A 24,863-nucleotide genomic window follows, 5' to 3' on the forward strand; every position below is an offset into this window, starting at 1 on the left:
GGAATGCCGCGCTGGTCAGTGGAGAGCCGCCCACCATGTCGCCGGCTGGGACGCCGTTGACCAGACCGGCGCTACCGGTGGGGGACGATCGCGCCATGAAAATCGTCGATGGCGAGGAGGTTCCCGCGCACCGCTTGCACGGGGTGGCCGTCGTCGAGCGTCAACGCCACGGGGGCCATCGGCTGCCATGCCACACCGGAGTCCACCTGCCCACCGCGGGATACTGGCACGAACAACAGCGCCGCGACGATGACCGCCGCGACGATCGGTTTCGTCAACCGTCCTGATCGATACCGCTTGCTTCAACACATCACCTTCCCGGGTCTTCCGATGTGGTCTTCATGACTGGATGCGACGGCGGGTGCGTGGGCGATCGACGGCGACGAGGTTCGCGCCCGCCCGTTACCGGAACGTGTGAGTGCTTACTGTGACGGCTCGTCGGTTGCCGTCAGCGCGACGTATGCCGGCTTGATCACTTCGTCGATGATCTTCAGCCGCTCGTCGAACGGGATGAAGGCGCTCTTCATCGCGTTGATGGTGAACCACTGGAGTTCCTTCCAGCCGTAGCCGAAGGCGTCCACCAGCAGCGCCATCTCCCGCGACATCGAGGTGCCGCTCATCAGTCGGTTGTCGGTGTTGACCGTGACCCGGAAGCGCAGGTCCCGCAGGAGCCCGATCGGGTGGTCGGCGATCGACGCGGCCGCCCCGGTCTGCACGTTCGAGGAGGGGCAGAGTTCCAGCGGGATGCGCTTGTCGCGGACGTACGCGGCCAGCCGGCCCAGCACCGGCGGGTTCCCGGGCGTGATGTCGTCGACGATCCGGACGCCGTGCCCCAGCCGGTCCGCGCCGCACCACTGGATCGCCTGCCAGATCGACGGCAGGCCGAACGCCTCGCCGGCGTGGATGGTGAAGTGGAAGTTCTCCCGCTGGAGGTACTCGAAGGCGTCCAGGTGCCGGGTGGGCGGGAAGCCCGCCTCCGCGCCGGCGATGTCGAAGCCGACCACCCCGGTGTCCCGGTGCCGGACGGCCAGCTCGGCGATCTCCTGCGACCGGGCGGCGTGCCGCATCGCGGTGAGCAGCGTGCCGACTCGGATCGGGTTGCCCGCCTCGGCGGCCAGGGCGCTGCCCTCCCGGAACCCGGCGACCACCGCGTCGACCACCTCGTCCAGGGTCAGGTTCTGCTCCAGGTGCTGCTCGGGTGCGAACCGCACCTCGGCGTAGACCACCCCGTCGGCGGCCAGGTCGAGCGCGCACTCGCGGGCCACCCGACGCAGCGCGGGCCCGGTCTGCATGACCGCCACGGTGTGCGCGAAGGTCTCCAGGTAACGTTCCAACGACCCCGAGTCGGCCGCTGCCACGAACCAGCGCCCCAACGCGGCTGGATCCGTCTCTGGTAGGACGTGACCGACCTCCGCCGCCAACTCCACGACCGTCTCCGGCCGCAACCCGCCGTCGAGGTGGTCGTGCAGCAGGACCTTCGGGGCATGGACGATCGTGTCGTAGCTGGGCACCGGGTCTCCCATCGGCGAGCAAGAAGGGTCTTCCATGGGCGAGCAGATTTCTCTTCGATTCGGTCGGGCGGCGCGGGACGGCACACGAGCCGTCTCCGGCCACCCGTCGAGCGGCACCACAATCGGATCAATCCCGGAAGATGCGAACAATGATCGCCGGGTACGAGAAGAGTCGGCGCGTGGACGGAGTGTTCGTGCGAAGCGACAGGTCAGCCGGGGACGGGTTGATGGACTCGGAGCGCGAGGTACAGGTCGACCCGGTCGTCGAACCTGCCCAGGTCCCTGCCGGTGAGCTCCTCGATCCGTTTCATGCGGTAACGCAGGGTGTTGACGTGCAGATGCAGCTGTCGCGCACACTGGCTCCACGATCCACCGGACTCGAGGAAGACGCTCAGCGTGCCCACGAGGTTGGCCCGGTATCGTCGGTCGTACTCGAGGACTGGCCCCAGCACGCGTTCGTGGAACGAGTTGCGTGTCGCCGTGGGGACACCGGCGATGAGAAGGGCATGCGTCGTGATCTCGCCGGCGCAGCGTACGCCGGTTGGTCCCGTGCCGGCGACGGCGACGGCGTGCAGTGCCTCTTGGACGGCACCGGTCAGTGCCGCGCTACCGGTTGCCACGTTGCTCACCCCGACGGCCAGATGTCCCCGGCCGATGCCGGGCCGGAGCGTCTCGACGCCGCGGCGCAGCCGCGCGACCACTTCGTCGGCCCGCGGGTCGGTCCCGACGGGACCGTCGCCGTCAAGCCGGAGTATTGCCAGGGCCGTGTCGGTCGCCGGGGCGGTGGCGGTGGTCAGGCCGGTGACGGCGGCGAAACCTGTCGTGCTCACGAGGTCGGCGAGGAGCGTGACCACGAGGTCGGCCGGGGTGAGCAGCCCGGTGAGCCGGGCCGCGACGGCGAGGAACGCCGAGCCGGGCTCCAGCCCGCCGGCCCGTAGGCGGCTCGGTAGGTCGGCCGCGTCCGCGGCCAGCGCACGTTCGATCTGGTCGGCGAGCCGTCGCTCGACGCGCGCCGCCTCGTCGACGTGGACGCGCTCGAGCGCCGCGAGCCCGACGAGTTCGGCGGTCACGTCGGGCGGCACCGGCTCGTCCGATCGTCCGGTGCAGGCGAGGGCCCAGGAGGCCAGGCGGTGTTCGGGACGGCCCCGCACTGTGTGCAGCGAGTAAGTCACGTCGTCGATCCGGACTTCCGTCGGCACCCTGCTGCTGCCGAGGAACGTGGCAGCGAAGCGGTTGGCCAGGGACTGGTCGAGGGGGTCGGTTCCGCACATCAGGCGTCCGGCGGGAGAGACGAGCCAGCACCGCGCCCCGAGATCGGCGGCGACGGAGGACAGTAGGTCCGCAAGTCGTGCACCGCTGGCCATCGCGGCGACGAGACCGCGTTGCCGGCCCAGAACCGTTGCCAGCCCGGTTGCCCGCTGCGCCCAGAACGACGTGGCGACGACGTCGCTGATCTCGCGGAAGGAGACTTCCACGGGGACCTCGAACAGCGGCATCTCGTATTGCTGGCACGCGATGAGTAGATCCTCCGGCACGCATCCGAAGGCTGCGGCACCGGCGCCGATAGCGGTTGCTCCCATCGCGGCGCAGGCCCCGACGAAGGCTGCGGAGTCCGCCGGCGACCGCCGCCACATGAGTCCGGTCAGGACGAGCTCGCCGCCCGACATGTAGCGCTTGGGGTCGAGTAGATCGGTCACGAAGACCCGGGTGACCGGTTCGTCGAGCTGCGCGTGGCCGGTCAGCAGCCGCAGGTGCAGTCCGGGCCGATGGAGGATCTCGCGCAGTGACGTCGGAGCGTTTACCCGCACCCTGCATTCTCCTTCCTCGTGTGCCGCTGGTCGGTGGCTACGCGGCGATCCGGTAACTCCGCCTCATCACGGTCCGGGCGAACCGGGCGCCCGACAGGCAGGTGCCGGCGAGCGAGCGGTGCAACCGGGGGACGGCGACCTCGGGCGTGGGCGTCCGGGGTGTCGAAGGCGCAGCCGCTGCGACGTGTCTCCCGACGGGCGAACACACAGCCGAGCTCCCGAGCCAGGACCCGGAAGGCGACCATCGACGCCGGCTCGCGAACGAGAAGCGCTGCCAACGGGTGGCGTCGTCGCTTACACGCCGCGACACCGTGAAGCCGGACACCCTCCCCACGCGCACCTCCTGTCACCTCGACGCGACCTGCTCGTACTGACCACGGTCAGCTGGCCGGTCGCGTTCACGTCGAGTAGGTGCCAAACTTGGCTCTCGCGAGGCCGAATCCACGATCTTGCGGACAGGATCTCCGATCGGATCAAGCAGCGAGCCGCGGCGTCGTCGGCACCGGGCGTGGGATGCCACTCCGGTCGGGCCAGCCGAAGTGGCATCGCGGGTGGGCGGTCGAGGTCGCCGTTACCGGAGCCGGGCGGCCGGAGCCCGGCGGACGCGGGCCACCCCGACGACCGTCCCACTACGCCCGGTCGCTCCCGTCGGTGGTCGACCCTACGTGGCGTATGCGCGCCCAGACACGGTCGCGGGTCAGGGGCAGCGCGGTCAGTCGCACCCCGGTCGCGTCACGTACGGCGTTGCCGAGCGCGGCCGCGACGGGGTTGAACGGGCTTTCGCTCATGGACTTGGCGGCGTGTGGACCGAGGGGATCGGCCGTGTCGGCGAAGAGGACCTCGGTGCGGGGCGCGTCGGCGAACGTCGGGATCCGGTAGTCCCGGACCACGCTGGTGGTGACCCTGCCGTTGCTGTCGATCAGCAGGTTCTCGGTCAGCGTGGTGCCGACGGCCTGTGCCACGCCACCCTCCACCTGACCGCGGCACTGCACCGGGTTCAGCACCGATCCGGCGTCGGCGGCGTGGACGCTCCGGAGAATCCGGATCTCGCCGGTGACGACGTCGACCGCGACGCGGAACCACTGCACGTTGAACGCGACCGACCGCTCCGCGCCGTCGGCATGTCCGCTGGCCTCCACGCCGTCGCCCACCCTGTCCGCAGCCTCCTGGAGGGCACGCAGCGAGATCTCCCGGTCGCCGGCCCGGACCGCGCCGAGGACCAGTTCGCACTCGTCGGGCCCGACGTCGAGGCAGGTGGCGGCGAGGGTCAGCAGGCGCTGCCGTAACCGGGTCGCCGCGCGGAACACGGCGAGCCCGCCGACGACGGTGCCGGTCGATGCGAACGCACCGGTGTCGTGTTCCACCAGATCCGTGTCGGACTGCCGGATGTCGATGTGGTCCAGCTCCGTTGCGAGGACGTCGGCGGCGATCTGCCGATGAACCGTCGTCGATCCGTTCCCGAACTCCGCGATGCCGGTGTCCAGCTGGAATCGACCATTCGTGGTCAGTCTGATCGCGGCGCGGCCGTGGTGACCACCGGGCGGCCCGGTGGCGATCATGCCGATGGCGAGACCTTCTCCGATGCGCCACCCGGACGGGAGGTCGGACCCCGTGGTGTCCCCGTCGACGGCGCCGTGCACGAGGTCGAGGCACTGGTCCAGGCCGTAGCTACGGATACTCAGGTCCTCGGCGTGCCCGATGGGGGTGACCAATGGGTCTTCGGGGCCGACGACGTTGCGCCGGCGGACCGTGACCGGGTCGAGCCCGAGACCGTGGGCGATCTCGTCGATCGCCGACTCGACGGCGAACATCACCTGACCCAGGCCGTATCCGCGGAACGCGCCGGCCGGCACCGTGTTGGTGTAGACGGTGCGGCCGGTGACTCGCTTGTTCGCGCAGCGGTAGATCGCCATCGACTCGGCGCAGCCGTGGGCGAGGACCGCCGGGCCGTGGTTGCCGTAGGCGCCGGTGTCGGTGACGACGTTCAGACACATGGCGGTGAGCGTGCCGTCCCGCTTCGCTCCGAGCCGCACCCGAACTGTGAAGGGGTGTCGGGTCGTGGTCGCGACGAACTGCTCCTCGCGGGTGAGTTCCCACCGGGCCGGTCGGCCCGTGGCCAGCACGGCGAGAAGGACGATGTCCTCGACCAGCATCTCCTGCTTACCGCCGAAGCCGCCGCCCACTCGGCCGGCCACCACGCGGAGGCGTTCCGGTGGGATGTCGAAGACGTGGGCGAGACGTCGACGGGTCAGGAAGGGCGTCTGAGTGCTGGCCCGGATGGTGACGCGCCCGTCCGGCGCGATCCACCCGAGCGCGCCATGGGTTTCCAGCGCCATGTGCTGCACGCGCTGGGTCTGGTAGGTCTCTTCGTAGACGAAGTCCGCCTCGGCGAGTCCTCGGACGACGTCGCCGACCTCGCCGCCGACCTCACCGGCCACATTGTCCGGGCGGTCGTCATGCAGGAGGGGTGCGCCGGACGCGGTCGCCGCCCGCACGTCGGTGACCGCCGGCAGCGGCTCGTACGTGACCCGGACCCGCCGCACGCCTTCCTCCGCGGCCGCCTCGGTCTCGGCGACTACGACGGCGACCCGTTGGCCGACGAACCGCACCACGTCGTCGAGCACGCGGGTGTCGGCCGGGTCGTCGTCGAAGTGCTCGTGCAGCGCAGTCGAGAACCGCCGGTCGGGCGCGTCGCGGTGCGTCAGCACGGCCAGCACCCCGGGAACGGCCAACGCCTGCGTGACGTCGATCCGCGAGATCCGGGCGTGGGGGAGCGGGGACCGTACCACCTTCAGATGTGTCACACCCGGAAGGTCGACGTCGAACGTGAACCGGGCGGCGCCCGTGACGACGTCCCGGCCAGCCGGAGCCCCGACGTTGCTGCCCACTGCGTTCCCCGTCGCCGGATGCTCGACGTGCGAGTTCCCGGCCAACGCGTCCTCGATCGACCGGTAGCCGGTGCACCGGCACAGGTTGCCCTTGAACGCGTGCGGCCGGTCGTCGGCCAGACCCTCCGCATGGTCGAGGGCCGCTGCCGTCATGACGAACCCGGCCGTGCAGTATCCGCATTGAAACCCCTGCGCCGCCAGAAACCGCTCCTGCGCCGGATGCAGATCGTTCCCGCGCGCCAGACCCTCGATCGTGGTGACCGCGCGGCCCGAGGCCCGGACTGCTGGGAAGACGCAGCTGTGCACGGGCACACCGTCCACGTGGACGGTGCAGGCGCCGCAGTCTCCCGCGTCGCAACCCTTCTTGACCCCGAACCAGCCGTTGTCGCGCAGATAGGTACGAAGGCACTGGCCGGGCGCCGGCAGATGCGCCCCCGGGCGTCCGTTGACCGTCGGGGTCACCGTGCCGCTCCCAGAAGGTCCGCTCGAACCTGCTCGACCAGCCGCAGCGTCATGTGCCGGCGCCACGCGGGCAGTCCGTGGACGTCGTCGTGCCAACCCTCGGCGGACACCTGTGCGTCCACCATCTCGACCAAACTCGCGGCCGCCGTCGGGGCCGGGACGCTGACGGTGACCGGTCGGGGGGTCGCCGCCGTCACCGTGAGGCGCAGTCGGCCGGATTCGACGTCGAGGTGACCGGTGACGAAAGCCGCCGACCGTCCGAGCGGGTGCAGGCTCGCACGCCGCACCGCGATCCGTCCGGTCAACTCCCGCTCGGGCAGGTGGATGGCACGCAGGTATTCACCCGGCTGCAACGCCGCCACGCCGGGCTCGACCACGAATGCGTCGACGGGAACCAGGCGCCGCTCGCCGGAGAGCCGACGAACGTCGCAGCGTGCGTCGAACGCCGCCGCGAGGGAGATCATCGGACCGGCGGGCAGGGCGGCGCACAGGTTGCCGCCGACGGTCGCGACGTTCCAGATCTTCCAGGACGAGAGGAACGCGTCGCAACAGCGCCGGATGGCCTCCGCCAGATCGGGCCACCGGGCCGGCGGCCGGTAGCGGGCGAGTGTCGCCACCGTGCAGGTGGCGGCGATGTCCAGCCCGGGCCTGCCTTCGTCGTCGGCAGCCGCCAACGAGGGCCAGCCCAGGACGGTGAGGTCGCGCAGCCGCCGGACCCCTTGCTGGGGACGAGAGAACAGCACCGTGCCGCCGGCCAGCCAACAGTCACCGGGGCGCCAGTCCGTTTCGTCGCCGGGCACCACGGCCTCGACAGTCGGAAGATCCACGTGTCGATCGCATCAATCGCGGACCGGGGCCGACAATTCGTCGCTCCTACAACAAACGGGTCGGTCGAGCGGCCCCGGCTGGACGAACTGACGAGCGCGGTACAGGCCCGCCGGCGCCACGCCCGGGATGAACCTCTCCGCGTACCCTGCCGAGGGCTGCCTCCCCAGCGCCGATCGCGCAATGAGCGTCCTTGACAACGCCGCCCGCATCGGTCCGTCCCCGTTGGACGAACCTCCAAGCTCCGATGGGCAGGCCCGGGAGCAGCGCGAACCCGCCTTGACAGCGTGGCGGCCCGCTCCGCATGGTGATCTGATCCGCCACCCGCCCCGGTGCGCCCGCGACGACCGGGCGCCGTGGAAGACCACGGACGCCAGGGTCGAGCGAGCCGCGGTTCCCCAGTTCCCGCTCGAGGGAGACGTCGTGCAGATCAACAGCAGGTTCGGCTCCCGGAATGTCCCCGGGACCGTCGCCGGTCTGGTCCTCGCCGCCGGTGCCGGCCGCCGGTACGGCCGGCCCAAGGCTCTCGTGTGCCACCACGGCTCGCTGCTCGTGGAGCGGGCGGGCCGGACCCTGCAGGCGGGGGGATGCGACCCGGTCCTGGTGGTGCTCGGCGCGGCGGGCGAACAGGTTCGCGCAGTCGCTGACCTGGGCGGCGTCCGGGTGGTCGACAACCCCGGTTGGGCCAGCGGCATGGGTTCCTCACTACGGGTGGGACTGACGGCGCTGACCGCCACGCGCAGCGTGGCGGTGGTGGTGCTCCTCGTGGACATGCCCGGTATCACCGCCGAGGCGGTGCGGCGAGTCGCGGCGGCGGCGACCCCGGACGTGCTCGCCGCGGCCGGCTACGCGCCCGGCCGGCGGGGTCATCCGGTGCTGCTGGGCCGGAACCATTGGGCCGGGGTGCTCGAATCGGCCGTCGGCGACACAGGTGCGGCCGGCTACCTGCGCGCCCACCGTGACCGGCTGAGGATCGTGCCCTGCGCCGACGTGGCCGACGACCGGGACCTCGACGTGCCGGTCGACGGAATCGAGGACCACCGTGGATGAGCTGCTCGCTGACCTGCTGCGCTGGTGCGACACCGGTGCCGCCGTCGGCCTCGCGACCGTCGTCGGGACCTGGCACAGCGCCCCCTATCCGATCGGCACCGCGATGCTGGTCGCGCCGGACGGCGCCATGACCGGAAGCGTCTCTGGCGGGTGTGTCGAGGCGGCGCTCTACGAAGCCTGCCAGGAGGTCCTCCGGACCGGGTCGCCATCCCTGCTCCGCTACGGGGTGACCGGGAATGACGCGCTCGAGGCGGGGCTGACCTGTGGCGGCACCATCGAGGTGTTCGTCGAGCGGGTCGACCGCGCCGGTTTCCCCGGGATGGCGGTGCTGGCCGAGGCCGTCCGGTCGGCCGCCCCGGCGGCGGTGCTGACCTGCGTGCGGGGAACACCGGAACAACGCGGCCGCCGGATCGTGGCCGGGCCGGACACCCACCACGGCACGTTCGGCGACACCCGGTTGGACCGCGCGGCGGTGGACGCGGGCCGCCGGCTGCTGGCCGCCGGGGAGAGCGCACGGGTGGACCTCTCGTCCGACGGCCGGGCGGAGCCGGTGAGCATACTGGTGCGCGCCTACGCCCCGTCGCCCCGGCTGATCGTGTTCGGCGCGGTCGACGTGGCGGCCGAGCTGGCCCGCTTCGGCTCCGCCCTCGGCTACCGGGTCACCGTCTGTGACGCCCGCCCGGTCTTCGCGACCGCGCGTCGGTTCCCGCTGGCGCAGGAGGTGGTAGTCGACTGGCCGCACCGGTATCTCGCGGGCGAGGCCCGGGCGGGCCGGCTGGACGCCCGTACGGCGGTCTGCGTGCTCACGCACGACGAGAAGTTCGACGTGCCGGTGCTGCGGCTGGCCCTGGAAGACCTCGACCTGTCATTCGTGGGGGCGCTGGGATCCCGGCGTACGCACCACGACCGGCTCGGCCGGCTGCGGGCGGCCGGGGTCGGCGAGTCGGCGCTGGCGCGACTGGCGTCCCCGATCGGCCTGGACGTGGGCGGCCGAACCGCCGCCGAGACGGCGCTCAGCATCGCCGCGGAACTGGTCGCGGTGCGGCACGGCCGGCCTGGCGGCCGGCTGCGCGACGGCACCGGCAGCATCCACGGCTGACGGCCCGCGTGCCACCGCACCCGGCTACCAGAGACACGGCAGTGCTCCGTCGTTCACGGCGGAGGTGAAGCCGTGTTCCTGACCCCGCTGTCAGGCGGGACTCCGTTGACTGTCGATGTACTGGCGCACCACCGACAGGGGTGCTCCACCCACCGAGCCTGCGAAATACGAACCAGACCACAGGCGGCGTGCACGCCAGTAGTGGTCGATCAGATCAGGGAACTCCTGCCGCAGCCTCCGGGAGGACACGCCCTTGAGGGAGTTGACCAGCCGAGACACCGCGACAGTGGGCGGGAAGTTGACCAGCAGGTGCACATGGTCGGATTCGCCGTTGAACTCGACCAGCTCGACGGCGAAGTCCTCACACACCGACCGCATTACCTGTTCCACGCGGGTGAGGTGCCGGTCGGTGAACACCGGATGCCGGTACTTCGTGCCGAAAACCAAGTGAGCGTGCAGAGCGAAAACGCAATGCCTGCCAGTGCGTACGCCTTCAATCTCAGCCATAAACCAATATAGAATGTGGCCATACAGTTGCGGTACAACTTCCGCGTCTACCCGACGCCCGGCCAGCAGGAAGCGTTGGCGCGGGCGTTCGGGTGCGCGCGGGTGGTGTACAACGACGGACTGCGTCTGCGGCAGCAAACCCGCGAACACGGGACGCCGTACATCACCGACGGGGAACTGTCCCGACGGCTGATCACCGAAGCCAAGAAGACCCCCGAGCGGGCGTGGCTGTCTGAGGTGTCGTCGGTGGTGCTGCAACAAGCACTGGCGGACCTGAACACCGCCTACCGGAACTTCTTCGCCTCGATCACCGGCGAACGTAAGGGCCGCACGGTGGCCCCGCCCCGGTTCCGGTCCCGCAAGGACAACCGGCAGAGCATCCGGTTCACCAAGAACTCCCGGTTCCGGGTGCTGGACAACGGTCGGCTACGCCTGCCGAAGGTCGGGGACGTGGTGGTGCGCTGGTCCCGGTCGCTGCCGTCCGATCCATCGTCGGTGACGGTCGTGAAGGACGCGGCGGGCCGGTACTTCGCCTCGTTCGTCGTGCAGACCACCGACGAGCCGTTGCCGGCGTCGGCGTCCGAGGTGGGTATCGACCTGGGGCTGACGCACTTCGCTGTCCTGTCCGACGGCATGAAGGTGGCAGCGCCGAAGTTCCTGCGCCGCGCCGCCCGCACGTTGAAGCGGCTGCAACAGGACCTCTCGCGCAAGCAGAAGGGCAGCAACAACCGGAAGAAAGCCGTCGTGAAGGTCGCCAAGGCGCACGCCCGGGTGGCGGACACACGGCGGGACTGGCTGCACAAACTGTCAACCACGATCGTCCGCGACAACCAAGCGGTGTACGTGGAAGACCTCGCCGTGGCCGGTCTCGCCCGCACCCGGTTGGCCAAGTCGGTGCACGACGCCGGCTGGTCCACGTTCGTCGGCATGCTGGAGTACAAGGCTGCCCGGTACGGGCGGACGTTCGGGCGGGTGGACCGCTGGTTCCCGTCGACCCGCATGTGCTCGGACTGTGGGAGGGTCGCCGACAAGCTGGCGTTGCACGTCCGGTCGTGGACGTGCCCGTGTGGCAGCGTCCACGACCGGGATGTGAACGCCGCCCGCAACATCAGGGCCGCCGGACGGGCGGACCTCAACGACCGTGGAGCGCAGGTAAGACCGGCATCCGTGCCGGCACCGCGCGACGAAGCGGTAACCCACCGGGAGCTTGCCCCGTCGGGGGTGTAGCAGACCGGAATCCCCGTCGTTCACGGCGGGGAGGACGTCAATGGAGGAACGTACGACAGCGGCACCGCCAACCTCGCCGGGTTTGGTCATCGCGGCGCTGTCCCCGCCCTCGCGGCGGCTGCTTGACTCCTTTCGACGAGCGGGGAGGAGCAGGGGTGGCTCGGATCGAGGATTTCAACGGGCTCGCCGCCAAGCGGGCCGAGCGAGAGCTGATCGCCTGCTGTGCGGCGCCCCGCTGGGCTCGTCTGCTCGTCGCCGGCCGGCCGTACCCCGACCTGGCCGCGCTGCTGGCCGCGGCGGACGCTGCCAACGCCCAGCTCACCTGGGCGGAGGTGCGTACGGCGGTCGACGCCCACCCGCGTATCGGCCAGCGACCGGACGGGCAGCGCCGCGAGGACCGCTGGTCGCGGGGGGAACAGTCCGGCCTCGACGGCGCGACCGAGCAGGCCCGCGCCGCCATCGCGGAGGCCACCGCGGAGTACGAGCGTCGGTTCGGTCACCGCTTCCTGGTCTGCGCCACCGGATGCAGCGACACGCAACTGCTTGCCGCGCTGCATGACCGGCTCGGCAACGACCCGGACATCGAGCAGGCCGTGGTCCGGGAGGAACTACGGAAGATCGCTGCGCTGCGGATCGGGAAGCTGCTCGATGAGCCGGCCTGACCGGGACGTGGTGGGCTTCGCGCCGGTCTCCACCCACGTGCTCGACACGGTCGTCGGGGCTCCCGCCGCTGGCATACCTGTGCGGCTCGACCGGCTCGACGGAACCGGCTGGCGGCAGGTCGGAGCCGGGCACACCGACGCCGACGGACGGTTGCGCGACTGGGTGCCGGCGCGGCAGTGGACGGCCGGGCGCTACCGGCTCGTCTTCGACCTCGGCGGGCACCTCGGGGCCGACTCCTTCTATCCGGAAGCCGTCGTGTCCTTCCGGGTCGGCGACGCCGCCACCCACCACCACCTGCCGCTGCTGCTCAGTCCGTTCGGCTACACCACCTATCGAGGGAGCTGACTACATGGGTATCGTGCTCGGGCCCAACCGGTACGGCAAGGCTGAGGTACGCGTCGTCCACGTGGCCCGCGACGGCGACCGGCACACGCTGCGCGACCTCGACGTCAGCACCGCCCTCGCCGGGGACCTGGACGCCACCCACCTCACCGGCGACAACAGCCAGGTCTTGCCCACCGACTCGCAGAAGAACACCGTCTACGCCTTCGCCCGGCGGCACGGGATCGGTTCGCCTGAGGCGTTCGCGCTGCTGCTGGCCGAGCACTTCGTGCACAGTCAGGCGGCCATCCGGCAGGCCCGGGTGAGCGTGCGGGAGCAACTCTGGCAGCGGCTCGCGCCGCACTCCTTCCAGCGCCGCGGCGAGGAGATCCGCACGGCCGAGGTCAGCTACGACGGTGACCGCGCCCAGGTGGTCTCCGGGATCACCGGCCTGGTGCTGATGAACACCACCGACTCCGAGTTCCACGGCTACGTACGCGACGAGTACACGACCCTGCCGGAGACGACCGACCGGATCCTGGCCACCGCCGTGGACGCCCGCTGGCGGCACCTCGACCCCGACACCGACTGGGATCTCGCCTACCAGCAGGTGCGCGATGCGCTGGTCGCGGCGTTCGTCGAGAGCTACAGCTACTCGCTGCAGCAGACCCTGTACGAGATGGGCCGCCGGGTGCTCGACACCCGGCCGGAGCTGGCGGAGATCCGCCTGGTCCTGCCCAACCGGCACCACCTGCCGGTCGACCTGTCCCCGTTCGGCCTGGACAATCCGAACGCCGTGTTCGTGGCCACCGACCGCCCGTACGGGGTCATCGAGGGCACCATCCGCCGCGACGACGTCCCGGCCGCGGTCGGCGAGTGGTGACGGCGTCCCCGCCGGAGGCAATCATGATCGTCATCGAGAACTGCGCCGTCGCCACCGTCGACCGCGGGTGGACCGAATACCGTGACGGGCACGTCGTGGTCGGCGCCGACGGCCGGATCACCGCGGTCGGGCCGGGTCCGGCCCGTGCCGTCGACCCGTCGGCCCGACGGGTCGACGGCACCGGCTGCCTGGCCACCCCCGGTCTGGTCAACGCCCACCACCATCTCTACCAGTGGGTGACCCGGGGTCTCGCCCAGGAGGCCGACTTGTTCGGCTGGCTGACCACCCTGTACCCGGTCTGGGCCCACCTGGACGCCGAGATGGTGCACGCCGCGGCGGCGGCCGGCCTGGGCTGGCTCGCCCTGTCTGGTTGCACGACCAGCACCGACCACCACTACGTGTTCCCACCGGGCCGAGACGATCCGCTGGCCGCCACGATCGAGGCCGCCCGCCGGATCGGGCTGCGCTTCCAGCCCAGTCGCGGGTCGATGGACCTGGGCCGGTCCGACGGCGGCCTGCCCCCCGACTCGCTCGTCGAGGGCACCGAGGCGGCTCTGCTGGCCACCGAGGCAGCGATCGACCGCTACCACGACCCGTCCCCGGGGGCGATGCTGCGGATCTCCGTGGCGCCGTGCTCGCCGTTCTCGGTCACCGCCACCTTGATGCGGGAGGCCGCAGCGCTGGCCCGGCGGCGCGGGGTCCGGCTGCACACCCACCTCGCCGAGACCGTCGAGGAGGAGGAGTACTGCCGGGCCACCCACGGCTGCACCCCCGTCGAGTACGCCGAGCGACTCGGCTGGCTCGGTGACGACGTGTGGCTGGCCCACGGCGTGCATCTCGACGACGCGGCGCTGGCCCGGCTGGCCGCCACCGGCACGGCCGTGGCGCACTGCCCCAGCTCGAACGCCCGCCTGGGCGCCGGCACCGCCCGCGTGCCCGACCTGCTCGCCGCCGGCGTGCCGGTGGGGTTGGGCGTGGACGGCGCCGCCTCTCAGGAGGCCGGCCAGCTCGGCGCGGAGCTGCGGCAGGCCCTGTACGCCGCTCGGCTGCGCGGCGGCCCGGCGGCGATGACCGCCCGGCAGGCGTTGGCCCTCGGCACGGTCGGGGGCGCCGAATGCCTGGGTCGAGCCGACGAGATCGGCTCGCTGGAGGTGGGCAAACTCGCCGACGTCGCGCTGTGGCGCCTGGATGGCCTCGGCCACGCCGGCATCGACGACCCGGTGGCGGCGCTGGTGCTCGGTCCACCCGCCCCGCTGGCGCTGCTGCTGGTCGGCGGCCGGACCGTCGTCGAGGCCGGGGAGCTGCGCACGGCCGACGTGGGGACGATCACCGATCGGGCCAGCCGGGCACACCGGAAGCTGCTGGCGCTGGCCGAGGCGGGGTCGACGAGGACAGGAGACGATCGTTGACTTTCTCCCCGCGCCTACAGGCGGGGGATTCCAGCGGTCGCCCGCTGGGTTTCCTGCTTCGTCGACGACCGCCCCGTCCGGACGTTCGTCCGTTGGGGTCTTACACCGCCTCCACAGGCAATCACGGAGAGCCCCTCCGCGAGAATGTTGCGGGCCGCGTTGACGTCACGGTCGTGGATCTGCCCGCATCGGCATGTCCACGACCGCATGCTCAGCGGCATCCGCTCAACGAGCGCACCACACGCCGAGCACAGCTTGGACGACGGGAACCAGCGGTCCACGACCACCAGGTCGCGGCCGTGCCAGTCGGCCTTGTATTCGAGCAGGGTGCGGAACTGCCGCCAGGCCGCGTCGCTGATGGCGCGGGCCAGGCTGTGACTCGTGACCATGTTGCGCACGGTCAGATCCTCGACGACGATCGTTTGGTTCTCACGAACGAGCCGAGTGGTCAGCTTGTGCAGGTGGTCCCGTCTGCGGTCGGTGATGCGGGCGTGCACGCGGGCGACCTTGAGCCGGGCCTTGGCCCGGTTGTGGGACCCCTTGGCTTTGCGGGCCAGTTCCCGCTGGGCCCTGGCGAGCGCGGCCCGGTCGCGGCGCTCATACCTCGGGTTGACGATCTTCTCTCCGGTAGAGAGGGTCAGCAGGCTGTCGAGCCCAGCGTCAACGCCCACCATGCCCGAAGCCGGAGCCTGCTCGATCACGTCGTCGCAGAGCAGGGACACGAACCAGCGTCCGGCCGCGTCCTGCGACACGGTGACCGTGGACGGCCTCGCGCCCTCGGGAAGCGGCCGGGACCACACGATGTCCAGCGGTTCGGCCATCTTCGCCAGGGTGAGCTGGCCGTCTCGGTATCGGAACCCGCTGGTGGTGTACTCCGCCGACCGGCGCGACTTCTTCTTGCTCTTGAAGCTGGGGTACCGGGCACGCTTGGCGAAGAAGTTGGTGAACGCGACTTGCAGGTGTCGCAGGGTCTGCTGCAACGGCACCGAGGACACCTCGTTGAGGAACGCCAGGTCGTCGGTCTTCTTCCACGTGGTCAGCATCGCCGAGGTGGCGTTGTAGTTGACCCGTTCCTGGCGCAGCGTCCACGCCTCGGTGCGGGCGGCCAACGCCATGTTGTAGACCAGCCGGACACAGCCGAACGTACGGGCAAGCTCGGCGGCCTGCGCGTCGGTCGGGTAGAAGCGGAATTTGAATGCCCGCTTCACGGCCCTGGTCACGGCTCACAGCCTAACAAGCTAGCTGGTAAGCACTCCGGTGACATGGGGACGGACACCGACCCGCCTCGGCGACGGGCCGGCTTTCCCCGCCCGGCTCCGCCGGAGTTCCGTTTCCTCCCCACGGCTAAAGCCGGGGGTTTCCACGGAGGTTTGCGATGACCGAAGCTCAGGCGCCGTCCGCGCGGGCAGACGCCGATGGGGGTGACATCCTCACTCCGGACGCGGTCGCTTTCGTGACCGCCCTGCACCGGCGGTTCGCGGGCCGCCGAGCCGACCTGCTCGCCCGCCGGGCGGTCCGCCGTGCCGAGGCAGCCCGCGACGGAGGGCTCGAATTCCCTGCGGACACTGCGGCGATCCGCGACGCGGACTGGACGGTACCGCCCCCGCCGGCCGACCTGACCGACCGGCGGGTGGAGATCACGGGGCCGCCCGAGCGGAAGATGACCGTCAACGCGCTGAACTCGGGCGCCCAGGTCTGGCTCGCCGACCTGGAGGACGCCAACACCCCGCACTGGACGAACGTCCTTGACGGGCAGCGCAATCTTCGTGACGCGGTACGCCGCACCATCTCTGTGGACACCGGCGGCCGGCGCTACGAACTGGGCCCCGGACCGTACCCGACGATCGTCGTCCGGCCCCGGGGGTGGCATCTCGACGAGCGGCACCTGCCGGTCGACGGGGCGCCGGCAGTCGCCGCGCTGGTGGACTTCGGGCTCTACCTGTTCCACAACGCCGACGAGTTGCTGGCCCGGGGTAGCGGCCCGTACTTCTACCTGCCGAAGCTGGAGAGCAGCGACGAGGCAGCGCTCTGGAACGACGTGTTCGACCACGCGCAGGAGCTGCTCGGCCTGCCCCGCGGGACGATCCGGGCCACCGTGTTGATCGAGACGATCACCGCCGCGTTCGAGATGGACGAGATCCTGTGGGCACTGCGCCCCCACGTGACCGGACTCAACGCGGGCCGGTGGGACTACCTGTTCAGCATCATCAGGACCTTCCGCGACGCCGGGGCGTCATTCCTGCTGCCCGACCGCTCGGCGGTCACCATGACCGCGCCTTTCATGCGCGCGTACACCGACCTGTTGGTCGCCACCTGTCATCGACGGGGGGCCAGCGCGATCGGCGGCATGTCCGCCTTCATCCCCAACCGGCGAGACGCCGACGCCACCGAGCGAGCCTCCGCCCAGGTCCGCGCCGACAAGCAACGCGAGGCGGCCGACGGCTTCGACGGCTCCTGGGTCGCCCACCCCGACCTGGTCCCGATCTGTCGGGAGGTCTTCGACCGGGCCCTCGGCGACCGTCCCCACCAACTGCACCGGCGCAGGCCCGAGGTGGCTGTCACCGCCGAGCAGCTGCTTGACCTGCGCGGGATACCCGGACAGGCCACCGGAGCCGGCCTGCGCGCCAACGTCGGCGTGGCGCTGCGCTACCTGGAAGCCTGGCTACGGGGCAACGGCGCGGTGGCGATCAACAGCATGATGGAGGACACCGCCACCGCGGAGATCTCCCGGTCACAGATCTGGCAGTGGATCCACCACGGCGTACGCCTGTCCGACGGCACACCGGTGACCGCCGAGCTGGTCCGCGGCATCGAGGACGAAGAACTCGCCGCGATCCGGGCCGAGTTGGGCCAGTCGGCCTGGGCGAGGTCCCGCTTCGACGACGCCCGAGGGCTCTTCGAACGGATCGCCCTCGATATCGGGTTCGTCGACTTCCTCACCATCCCGGCGTACGAGTTGGTCGACTGATGCGCCTCCGCACGGAGGTGTACACCGACCTGGACGACCGGCTGGCTGCGGTCGACCTCGAGCTGCGCGCAGCCCACCCGGGCCGGGCCGGCGGCCGGCAGCCGGTGCACACCGTCTACGTCCCCGCCGATCGGGTCACCACACGTCTCGTCCCCACCTGGGGGGCCGCCGCCCTCGCCGCCCTGCGGGGCTGCCCGCCGCCGCCGTTCGCCGAGGAGTTGTGCGAGGCGGTCACCGGCAAGCTGGCCCGGGAACCGATCGAAGACCTGCGAATCGACCTGGAGGACGGCTTCGGAACCCGTGACGACGCCGACGAGGACCGGGCGGTACGGACGGCGGGCCGGGCGCTGGTCGACGCTCGGGCGGAGGGAATCGCGCCGCCACTCGTCGGGATCCGAGTCAAGAGCCTGGAGGCGGCCACCCGGCGGCGGGCGGTGCGCAGCCTCGACCTGTTCCTGGACGCCTGCGGCGGGGCACCGCCCGGCTTCGTGGTGACCCTGCCCAAGGTCAGCCATCCCGCGCAGGTCGAGGCGATGGTGGTGCTCTGCGCACGCCTGGAGTCGGCCTACGGGCTGCCGGACGGGACGCTGCGGTTCGAGATCCAGGTGGAGGTGCCCCGGGCCGTGCTGGGCCCGGACGGCACCGCGACGGTGCCCCGGCTGGTCACCGCCGCCGACGGCCGCTGCGCCGGGCTGCACTTCGGCACCTACGACTACAGCGCGGCGTGCGGGATCGCCGGCCCGTACCAGAGCATGGAGCACCCCGCCGCCGACCACGCCAAGGCCGTGATGCAGGTGGCCGCTGCCGTGGCCGGTGTGCCCGTCTCCGACGGCTCCACCAACGTGCTGCCGGTGGGCGCGGCCCCGGCGGTGCGAGCCGCGTGGACGCTGCACGCGCGACTGGTCCGCCGCTCCCTCGAACGCGGCTTCTACCAGGGCTGGGACCTGCACCCGGCGCAGCTGCCGACCCGGTTCGCCGCGACCTACGCCTTCTTCCGCGACAACGCGCCCGACGCGGCCCGGCGGCTGCGCGCCCACCTCGATCAACGCTGCGACGGGGTGCTCGACGAACCGGCGACCCGGCGCGCGCTCGCCGGCTTCCTGCTGCGCGGGGTCGACTGCGGGGCGCTGGGCGCCGAGCAGGCGGGATTCGAACCGGGCGAGCTGCGGATTTTGACTCAAGTGCGTAGCGCGCAAGCCCCCGGCTTCAGCCGTGGGGCTGGTGGGGTTGGCGCATCAACTGAAACGGTGGTGTGCTAGTGTTTCAGTATGTCGAGTCGAGTGGTGAAGCGGGCGTACAGGTTCCGCTTCTACCCCACCGACCAGCAGCGGGAGCTGCTGAACCGGACGTTCGGCTGCGTGCGCTACGTCTACAACCGGGCGCTGGCCGAGCGGTCCCGCGCCTGGACACAGGAACAGCGGCGGGTCACGTTCGCCGAAACCTGCCGGATGCTCACCGCATGGAAGAACGAGCCCGACACGGCTTGGCTGTACGAGGTGTCGAACGTGGCACTTCAGCAGTCGTTGCAGCACCTTCAGCAGGCGTACGTGAACTTCTGGGCGAAGCGGGCGACGTATCCGACGTTCAAGTCCAAGCGCACGTCGAAGGCGTCAGCCACGTTCACCACGTCAGGGTTCTCGTTCCGCGACGGGCAGATCAAACTGGCGAAGACGGACGTCCCGCTGGACATCGTGTGGTCCCGGCCCCTGCCCGAGGGCGCTCAACCGTCCACGGTCACGGTGTCCCGCGACGCGGCGAACCGCTGGCACATCTCGATCCTGGTGGAAGAGACCATCGTGGCTCTGCCGCCGGCAACCCGGGCGGTCGGGATCGACGCTGGGATCACCTCGCTGGTCACCCTTTCCACCGGGGAGAAGGTCACCAATCCGCGGCACGAGCAGCGGGATCGGGAGCGGCTGGCCGTGGCGCAGCGGCGGTTGGCCCGCACGGCGAAGGGCTCCAACAATCGGGCCAAGGCGCGGCTCAAGGTGGCCCGGGTGCACGCCCGGATCGCCGACCGGCGGCGGGATCACCTGCACAAGCTGTCCACGAGGATCATCCGCGAGAACCAAACGGTGGTCATCGAGGACCTGTCGGTCCGCAACATGGTCCGCAATCACAGCCTTGCCCGAGCGATCTCGGACGCGGCGTGGTCGCAGTTGCGGCGACAGTTGGAGTACAAGGCCGACTGGTACGGACGCACGGTCATCGCGATCGACCGGTTCTATCCGAGCAGCAAGACGTGCTCGGCGTGCGGCGTGGTTGTGGAGAAGCTGCCGTTGAGCGTCCGGGGGTGGGTGTGTCGCTGCGGCGTGACCCACGACCGGGATGTGAATGCGGCGAAGGCGATTTTGGCGGCGGGGCTCGCCGTGTCAGCCTGCGGAGATGGTGTGAGACCGTCCCGCGTCTAGCGCGGGAAGGCGACCGTCGATGAAACAGGAAGATCCAACCGTGAGGTTGGAATCCCCCGGCTTTAGCCGTGGGGAGGATGTCAAGTACGACCTGGTGCTGCGGTCCCGGCGGACGGTGTTGCCGGACGGGCAGCGACCGGCGGCGGTCGGCGTGCGCGACGGGCGGATCGCCACGATCGCCGGCTATGCCGACCCGCTCGACGCCGCCGCCGAGGAGGACCTGGGCGACGTGGCCCTGCTGCCCGGCCTGGTGGACACGCACGTGCACGTCAACGAGCCCGGCCGCACCGAGTGGGAGGGTTTCGCCAGCGCGACGCGGGCGGCCGCCGCGGGCGGGGTCACCACCGTCATCGACATGCCGCTCAACAGCGTCCCGCCGACCGTCACCGCCGAGGCGCTGGCGGTCAAGCGTGCCGCTGCGGCCGGCCGCTGCCACGTGGACGTGGGCTTCTGGGGCGGTGTCGTGCCGACGAACCTGGCCGACCTCGCCGAGCTGCACCGCGACGGGGTGTTCGGGTTCAAGGCGTTCCTGGTCGATTCCGGCGTGCCGGAGTTCCCGCCGGTCGACCCCGAGTTGCTGGGGCGGGCGTTGGGAATGGTCGACGCGCTCTTCGTCGTGCACGCCGAGGACCCCCGGTCGGTGCGGGAGTCGCCCCCGTCGGCACGCTACGCCGACTTCGTCGCCTCCCGGCCACCGGCAGCGGAGCGGTCCGCCGTCGCCGCCGTCGTGGCTGCCGCCCGCCGCACGGGCGGCCGGGTCCACGTGCTGCACCTGTCATCCGTGGAGGCCCTGCCCGACCTGGTGGCCGCGCGGGCCGACGGGGTGCGGCTGAGCGTGGAGACCTGCCCCCACTACCTGGCGCTCACCGCCGAACAGGTGCCGGACGGCGCGACCGAGTTCAAGTGCTGCCCGCCGATCCGGGACCGTGCCAACCAGGACCGTCTCTGGGCCGCTCTCGCCGCGGGTGCGGTGGACTGCGTGGTGAGCGACCACTCGCCCTGCCCGCCTGCGCTGAAACACGCCGAGACCGGCGACTTCGCCGCGGCCTGGGGTGGCGTCGCGTCGGTGCAGCTCGGTCTGCCGGTGGTCTGGACCGAGGCCCGCCGCCGCGGGCACGGCCTCGCCGATGTCGTCGGCTGGATGGCCACCGGCCCGGCCGACCTGGTCGGACTGTCCGGCAAGGGTCGCATCGCGGTGGGCGGGGAGGCCGACCTGGTGGCGTTCGACGCCGACGCCGACTTCCACGTCGACCCCGGCCGGCTGCATCACCGGCATCCGGTGACCCCGTACGCGGGGCAGCGGTTGACCGGTGTCGTCCGGACCACCTGGCTGCGCGGTCAGGCCGTCACCGGTCGGACGCCGCGCGGCCGGCTGCTGCGGGCGGGTGCGGCATGAGCGGCCTGCCCGACCTGCCCGACCTGGCGTCGCGAACCTTCGGCGGGGGCGTGGTCGCGGCCAACGACGAGTTCTTCGCCGCCGCGGACAACCTCGTCGATCCGCGGCCACCGACGTTCCAGCCGAGTACCTTCGCCGCCAAGGGCCAGGTGTACGACGGCTGGGAAACCCGTCGGCGTCGGGACCCCGGCGCCGACCACGCCATCGTCCGGCTCGGGCTGCCCGGCGTCGTGCGCCTGCTCGTCATCGACACCAGCTTCTTCACCGGCAACTACCCGCCGTACGCCGCCGTCGACGGGTGCGCCGTCGAGGGCCATCCGGGGCCGGCCGAGCTGGCTCGGGCGCGCTGGGTGCCACTGCTCGCGCGTACGCCGCTGGCCGGCGACAGCCGCAACGCCTTCCCGGTCGCCGTGCCCTACCACCTGACCCACGTGCGGCTCACCATCTTTCCCGACGGCGGGGTGGCCCGGCTGCGGGTGTACGGGGACGTCGTACCCGACCCGGCGCTACTGCCGGAGGTGTTCGACCTGGCGGCGGCCGAACACGGCGGGTGGATCGAGGCGTGCAGCGACCGGTTCTACGGCGCTCCGCAGAACTTGCTCGCCCCCGGCCCGGCCCGGACGATGGGGGAAGGCTGGGAGACCGCCCGACGGCGCGACGACGGCAACGACTGGGTGCTGGTCCGGCTGGGCCTGCCCGGGACGGTGCACTTCGTCGACCTCGACACCAGCCACTTCAAGGGCAATGCCCCGGGCAGCGCCACCCTGCGCGCCGCCGACGCGCGCTACGGCGACCTCGACGACCCACGGACGTGGTTCCCCCTGCTGCCGGACACCCGGCTCCGGCCGGACACCCGGCATCGTTTCCCGGTCACCGAACCCCGCACCGCCACCCACGTCCGACTGGACATCTTCCCCGACGGCGGCATGGCCCGGCTGCGGGTGACCGGCCGCGCCGACCCCACCGCACGGGCCGTGCTCGCCGCGCTGCGGGAGCGCACCCGGCTACCGGCGGCCGGACCCGCCCCCGCCGCACCACGAGGAGCCGGAGCCACGGATCTGGCACCGAACCGACCGCACCGCGACAGCACCAGGAGCACTGATGTTTCTGACCCCGCATGAGCAGGAGCGTCTGCTCATCCACACGGCGGCGGACGTCGCCCGGCGGCGGCGCGACCGCGGCCTACGGCTCAACTATCCGGAAGCGATGGCGACCATCACCGCGTTCCTGCTCGAAGGCGCCCGCGACGGCCGCTCGGTCGTCGACCTGATGTCGGCCGGGCGGACCGTGCTGACCCGCGAGGACGTCCAGGAGGGCGTCCCGGAGTTGTTGAAGGAGGTGCAGGTGGAGGCGACGTTTCCGGACGGCACGAAGCTGGTTACGGTGCACCACCCGATCCCGTGATTCCCGGCGAGATGCTGCCCGGCGACGGTCCGGTCCGCGTCAACGTCGGACTGCCGGTGACCAGCCTGCTGGTCGTCAACACCGCCGACCGTCCGATCCAGGTCGGCTCGCACTACCACTTCTTCGAGGCCAACCCGGGGCTGTCTTTCGACCGGGCTGCCGCGTACGGGCTGCGGCTGGCCGTCCCGGCCGGCACCTCGGTGCGCTTCGGGCCCGGGGTGAGCCGCACCGTCGACCTGGTTCCGTTGGGCGGTGCCCGGATCGTGGCGGGGCTGCGCGGCGAGGTTGCCGGTTCGTTGGACAACGACGGGACGGGGACGGCGCCATGATCGAACTGGACCGTCGGCGCTATGCCGAGCTGTACGGACCCACCACCGGCGACCGGATCCGGCTCGCCGACACCGACCTGCTCATCGAGGTGGAGGTCGACCACTGCTTCGGCGGGGACGAGGTGGTCTTCGGCGGCGGCAAGGTGATCCGGGAGTCGATGGGGCAGTCCCGGGCCACCCGGGCCGAGGGTGCCCTCGACACGGTGATCACGGGGGCCGTCGTGCTCGATCACTGGGGCGTGGTGAAGGCCGACGTCGGCATCCGGGACGGCCGGATCGTGGCGCTCGGCCGAGCCGGCAACCCGGACACCATGACCGGCGTGCACCCTGACCTGGTGATCGGCCCGGCCACCGAGGTCATCGCCGGCAACGGACGGATCCTCACCGCGGGCGCCATCGACACCCACGTGCACTTCATCTGCCCACAGCTCGTCCAAGAGGCGCTCGCCGGCGGGATCACCACGCTGGTCGGGGGCGGCACCGGCCCGGCCGAGGGCAGCAAGGCGACCACGGTCACCCCGAACGCTTGGCATTTGGCGCGGATGCACGAGGCCCTCGACACGTTCCCGGTCAACGTGCTGCTGCTGGGCAAAGGCAACACGGTCTCCACCGAGGCGCTCTGGGAGCAGTTACGTGCCGGGGCCGGCGGGTTCAAGCTGCACGAGGACTGGGGCACCACGCCGGCTGCGATCGACACCTGCCTGCGGGTGGCCGACGCATCCGGGGTGCAGGTGTCCATCCACACCGACACCCTCAACGAGGCCGGCTTCGTCGCCGACACGCTGCGCGCGATCGGCGGACGAGCGATCCACTCCTACCACACCGAGGGAGCTGGCGGCGGGCACGCCCCGGACATCATCACCCTGGCCGCCGAGCCGAACGTGCTGCCGTCGTCGACCAACCCGACCCGCCCGTACACCCGCAACACCCTGGCCGAGCACCTGGACATGCTGATGGTCTGCCATCACCTCAACCCGGCGGTGCCGGAAGACCTCGCCTTCGCGGAGAGCCGGATCCGGCCGTCCACCATGGCCGCCGAGGATCTGCTGCACGACCTCGGCGCGATCTCCATCATCGGCTCCGACTCACAGGCCATGGGCCGGATCGGCGAGGTGGTCACCCGCACCTGGCAGAGCGCCCACGTGATGAAGCGGCGGGTCGGTCCGCTGCCCGGGGACGGGCGGGCCGACAACCACCGGGCTCGCCGGTACGTCGCGAAGTACACCATCTGCGCGGCGATGGCCAACGGCCTGGAGCGGGAGATCGGCTCGGTCGAGCCGGGCAAGCTGGCCGACCTGGTGCTCTGGGAGCCGGCCTTCTTCGGCGTCCGGCCGCACCTGGTGATCAAGGGCGGGATGATCGCGTACGCGCAGCTGGGCGACGCGAACGCCTCGATCCCCACCCCGCAACCGGTGCTGCCGCGGCCGATGTTCGGTGCGTACGGGGCGGTGCCCGCCGCGACCAGCGTGGCGTTCGTCGCGCCGGCCGCGCTCGAGGCCGGACTGCGGTTGGACGTACGGCGACCGCTGGTGCCGGTGGGTGACGTGCGGTCGCGGGGAAAGGCCGACCTGCCGGAGAACGGCGCGATGCCGAGGATCGAGGTGGACCCGGACACCTTCACCGTCCGGATCGACGGCGTGGTGGTCGAGCCGGACCCGGTCACCGAGCTGCCCATGGCACAGCGGTACCACCTGTTCTGACC

Annotated in this window: 22 protein-coding genes; 15 read left to right on the top strand and 7 right to left on the bottom strand. The window is 71.3% G+C overall.

Features of this window, described 5'->3' with window-relative positions:
• Nucleotides 1–71: 71 nt before the first annotated feature.
• From GA0074694_RS08035 to GA0074694_RS08055, 5 genes are all read right to left on the bottom strand, one after another.
• Nucleotides 72–278: a hypothetical protein gene (locus tag GA0074694_RS08035; protein ID WP_091454780.1), complete on the bottom strand. Its 207-nt coding sequence runs from the start codon at nt 276–278 to the stop codon at nt 72–74.
• Between the two features lie 144 nt (nt 279–422).
• The gene (locus GA0074694_RS08040; protein WP_425413584.1) at nt 423–1,511 is read right to left on the bottom strand and encodes an adenosine deaminase; all 1,089 of its coding nucleotides are present in this window, start codon (nt 1,509–1,511) and stop codon (nt 423–425) included.
• Between the two features lie 209 nt (nt 1,512–1,720).
• Nucleotides 1,721–3,319, bottom strand: coding sequence for a PucR family transcriptional regulator (locus GA0074694_RS08045; RefSeq protein WP_091454787.1), 1,599 nt, complete (start codon nt 3,317–3,319; stop codon nt 1,721–1,723).
• Nucleotides 3,320–3,948: 629 nt separating this feature from the next.
• Nucleotides 3,949–6,669: a molybdopterin-dependent oxidoreductase gene (locus GA0074694_RS08050; RefSeq protein ID WP_091454790.1), complete on the bottom strand. Its 2,721-nt coding sequence runs from the start codon at nt 6,667–6,669 to the stop codon at nt 3,949–3,951.
• On the bottom strand, nt 6,666–7,496 hold the full coding sequence (locus GA0074694_RS08055; protein ID WP_091454793.1) for an FAD binding domain-containing protein: 831 nt from the start codon (nt 7,494–7,496) through the stop codon (nt 6,666–6,668). The genes GA0074694_RS08050 and GA0074694_RS08055 overlap by 4 nt, the downstream gene beginning before the upstream one ends.
• Nucleotides 7,497–7,917: 421 nt before the next feature.
• Here GA0074694_RS08055 and GA0074694_RS08060 point away from each other — a divergent pair, with 421 nt between their 5' ends.
• Together GA0074694_RS08060 and GA0074694_RS08065 are read left to right on the top strand one after the other, a co-directional pair.
• Nucleotides 7,918–8,544: a nucleotidyltransferase family protein gene (locus tag GA0074694_RS08060; RefSeq protein WP_245714590.1), complete on the top strand. Its 627-nt coding sequence runs from the start codon at nt 7,918–7,920 to the stop codon at nt 8,542–8,544.
• Entirely contained in the window at nt 8,537–9,643 is a 1,107-nt protein-coding gene (locus tag GA0074694_RS08065; protein WP_091454800.1) for an XdhC family protein, read from the top strand. The genes GA0074694_RS08060 and GA0074694_RS08065 overlap by 8 nt, the downstream gene beginning before the upstream one ends.
• A 90-nt stretch (nt 9,644–9,733) precedes the next feature.
• Here GA0074694_RS08065 and tnpA read toward each other — a convergent pair whose 3' ends face one another.
• Complete coding sequence (gene tnpA, locus GA0074694_RS08070; RefSeq protein WP_091454804.1) at nt 9,734–10,150, bottom strand: IS200/IS605 family transposase; 417 nt, start codon at nt 10,148–10,150, stop codon at nt 9,734–9,736.
• Nucleotides 10,151–10,177: 27 nt separating this feature from the next.
• Between tnpA and GA0074694_RS08075 the strand changes: the two genes are divergently transcribed.
• The 5 genes from GA0074694_RS08075 (at nt 10,178) to GA0074694_RS08095 (ending at nt 14,653) form a co-directional block, all read left to right on the top strand.
• The gene (locus GA0074694_RS08075) at nt 10,178–11,377 is read left to right on the top strand and encodes an RNA-guided endonuclease InsQ/TnpB family protein (protein WP_218105648.1); all 1,200 of its coding nucleotides are present in this window, start codon (nt 10,178–10,180) and stop codon (nt 11,375–11,377) included.
• 155 nt (nt 11,378–11,532) lie between these two features.
• Entirely contained in the window at nt 11,533–12,039 is a 507-nt protein-coding gene (gene uraD / locus GA0074694_RS08080) for a 2-oxo-4-hydroxy-4-carboxy-5-ureidoimidazoline decarboxylase (protein ID WP_245714591.1), read from the top strand.
• Entirely contained in the window at nt 12,026–12,385 is a 360-nt protein-coding gene (uraH, locus tag GA0074694_RS08085; protein ID WP_091454811.1) for a hydroxyisourate hydrolase, read from the top strand. Before uraD ends, uraH begins: the two co-directional genes overlap by 14 nt.
• Nucleotides 12,386–12,389: 4 nt before the next feature.
• Nucleotides 12,390–13,244, top strand: coding sequence for a factor-independent urate hydroxylase (pucL, locus tag GA0074694_RS08090; protein ID WP_091454814.1), 855 nt, complete (start codon nt 12,390–12,392; stop codon nt 13,242–13,244).
• A gap of 23 nt (nt 13,245–13,267) precedes the next feature.
• On the top strand, nt 13,268–14,653 hold the full coding sequence (locus GA0074694_RS08095) for an 8-oxoguanine deaminase (protein WP_091458836.1): 1,386 nt from the start codon (nt 13,268–13,270) through the stop codon (nt 14,651–14,653).
• Nucleotides 14,654–14,667: 14 nt separating this feature from the next.
• On the opposite strand, the gene GA0074694_RS08100 is transcribed toward GA0074694_RS08095, so the two are convergent.
• On the bottom strand, nt 14,668–15,873 hold the full coding sequence (locus tag GA0074694_RS08100) for an RNA-guided endonuclease InsQ/TnpB family protein (RefSeq protein WP_091454819.1): 1,206 nt from the start codon (nt 15,871–15,873) through the stop codon (nt 14,668–14,670).
• Between the two features lie 155 nt (nt 15,874–16,028).
• Here GA0074694_RS08100 and aceB point away from each other — a divergent pair, with 155 nt between their 5' ends.
• Genes aceB through GA0074694_RS08140 form a run of 8 tightly spaced genes read left to right on the top strand, consistent with a single transcriptional unit; the run spans nt 16,029 to nt 24,861 of the window.
• Entirely contained in the window at nt 16,029–17,621 is a 1,593-nt protein-coding gene (aceB, locus tag GA0074694_RS08105; RefSeq protein WP_091454823.1) for a malate synthase A, read from the top strand.
• Nucleotides 17,621–18,880 carry a DUF6986 family protein gene (locus GA0074694_RS08110; protein ID WP_091454828.1) on the top strand — a complete coding sequence of 420 codons (1,260 nt, stop codon included), beginning with the start codon at nt 17,621–17,623 and terminating at the stop codon, nt 18,878–18,880. Before aceB ends, GA0074694_RS08110 begins: the two co-directional genes overlap by 1 nt.
• Before the next feature lie 9 nt (nt 18,881–18,889).
• Entirely contained in the window at nt 18,890–20,032 is a 1,143-nt protein-coding gene (locus tag GA0074694_RS08115) for an RNA-guided endonuclease InsQ/TnpB family protein (protein ID WP_091454831.1), read from the top strand.
• A 40-nt stretch (nt 20,033–20,072) separates the two neighbouring features.
• On the top strand, nt 20,073–21,428 hold the full coding sequence (gene allB / locus GA0074694_RS08120; protein WP_245714592.1) for an allantoinase AllB: 1,356 nt from the start codon (nt 20,073–20,075) through the stop codon (nt 21,426–21,428).
• Nucleotides 21,425–22,549: an allantoicase gene (alc, locus tag GA0074694_RS08125; RefSeq protein WP_091454839.1), complete on the top strand. Its 1,125-nt coding sequence runs from the start codon at nt 21,425–21,427 to the stop codon at nt 22,547–22,549. The genes allB and alc overlap by 4 nt, the downstream gene beginning before the upstream one ends.
• Nucleotides 22,530–22,832 carry an urease subunit gamma gene (locus GA0074694_RS08130; protein ID WP_088984062.1) on the top strand — a complete coding sequence of 101 codons (303 nt, stop codon included), beginning with the start codon at nt 22,530–22,532 and terminating at the stop codon, nt 22,830–22,832. Before alc ends, GA0074694_RS08130 begins: the two co-directional genes overlap by 20 nt.
• Nucleotides 22,829–23,161 (top strand): urease subunit beta, encoded by a 333-nt coding sequence (locus GA0074694_RS08135; RefSeq protein ID WP_091454841.1) that lies wholly within the window; start codon nt 22,829–22,831, stop codon nt 23,159–23,161. Before GA0074694_RS08130 ends, GA0074694_RS08135 begins: the two co-directional genes overlap by 4 nt.
• Complete coding sequence (locus tag GA0074694_RS08140; RefSeq protein ID WP_091454845.1) at nt 23,158–24,861, top strand: urease subunit alpha; 1,704 nt, start codon at nt 23,158–23,160, stop codon at nt 24,859–24,861. The genes GA0074694_RS08135 and GA0074694_RS08140 overlap by 4 nt, the downstream gene beginning before the upstream one ends.
• Nucleotides 24,862–24,863 lie beyond the last annotated feature (2 nt).

This window comes from Micromonospora inyonensis (genome assembly GCF_900091415.1).
Lineage (GTDB): Bacteria > Actinomycetota > Actinomycetes > Mycobacteriales > Micromonosporaceae > Micromonospora > Micromonospora inyonensis.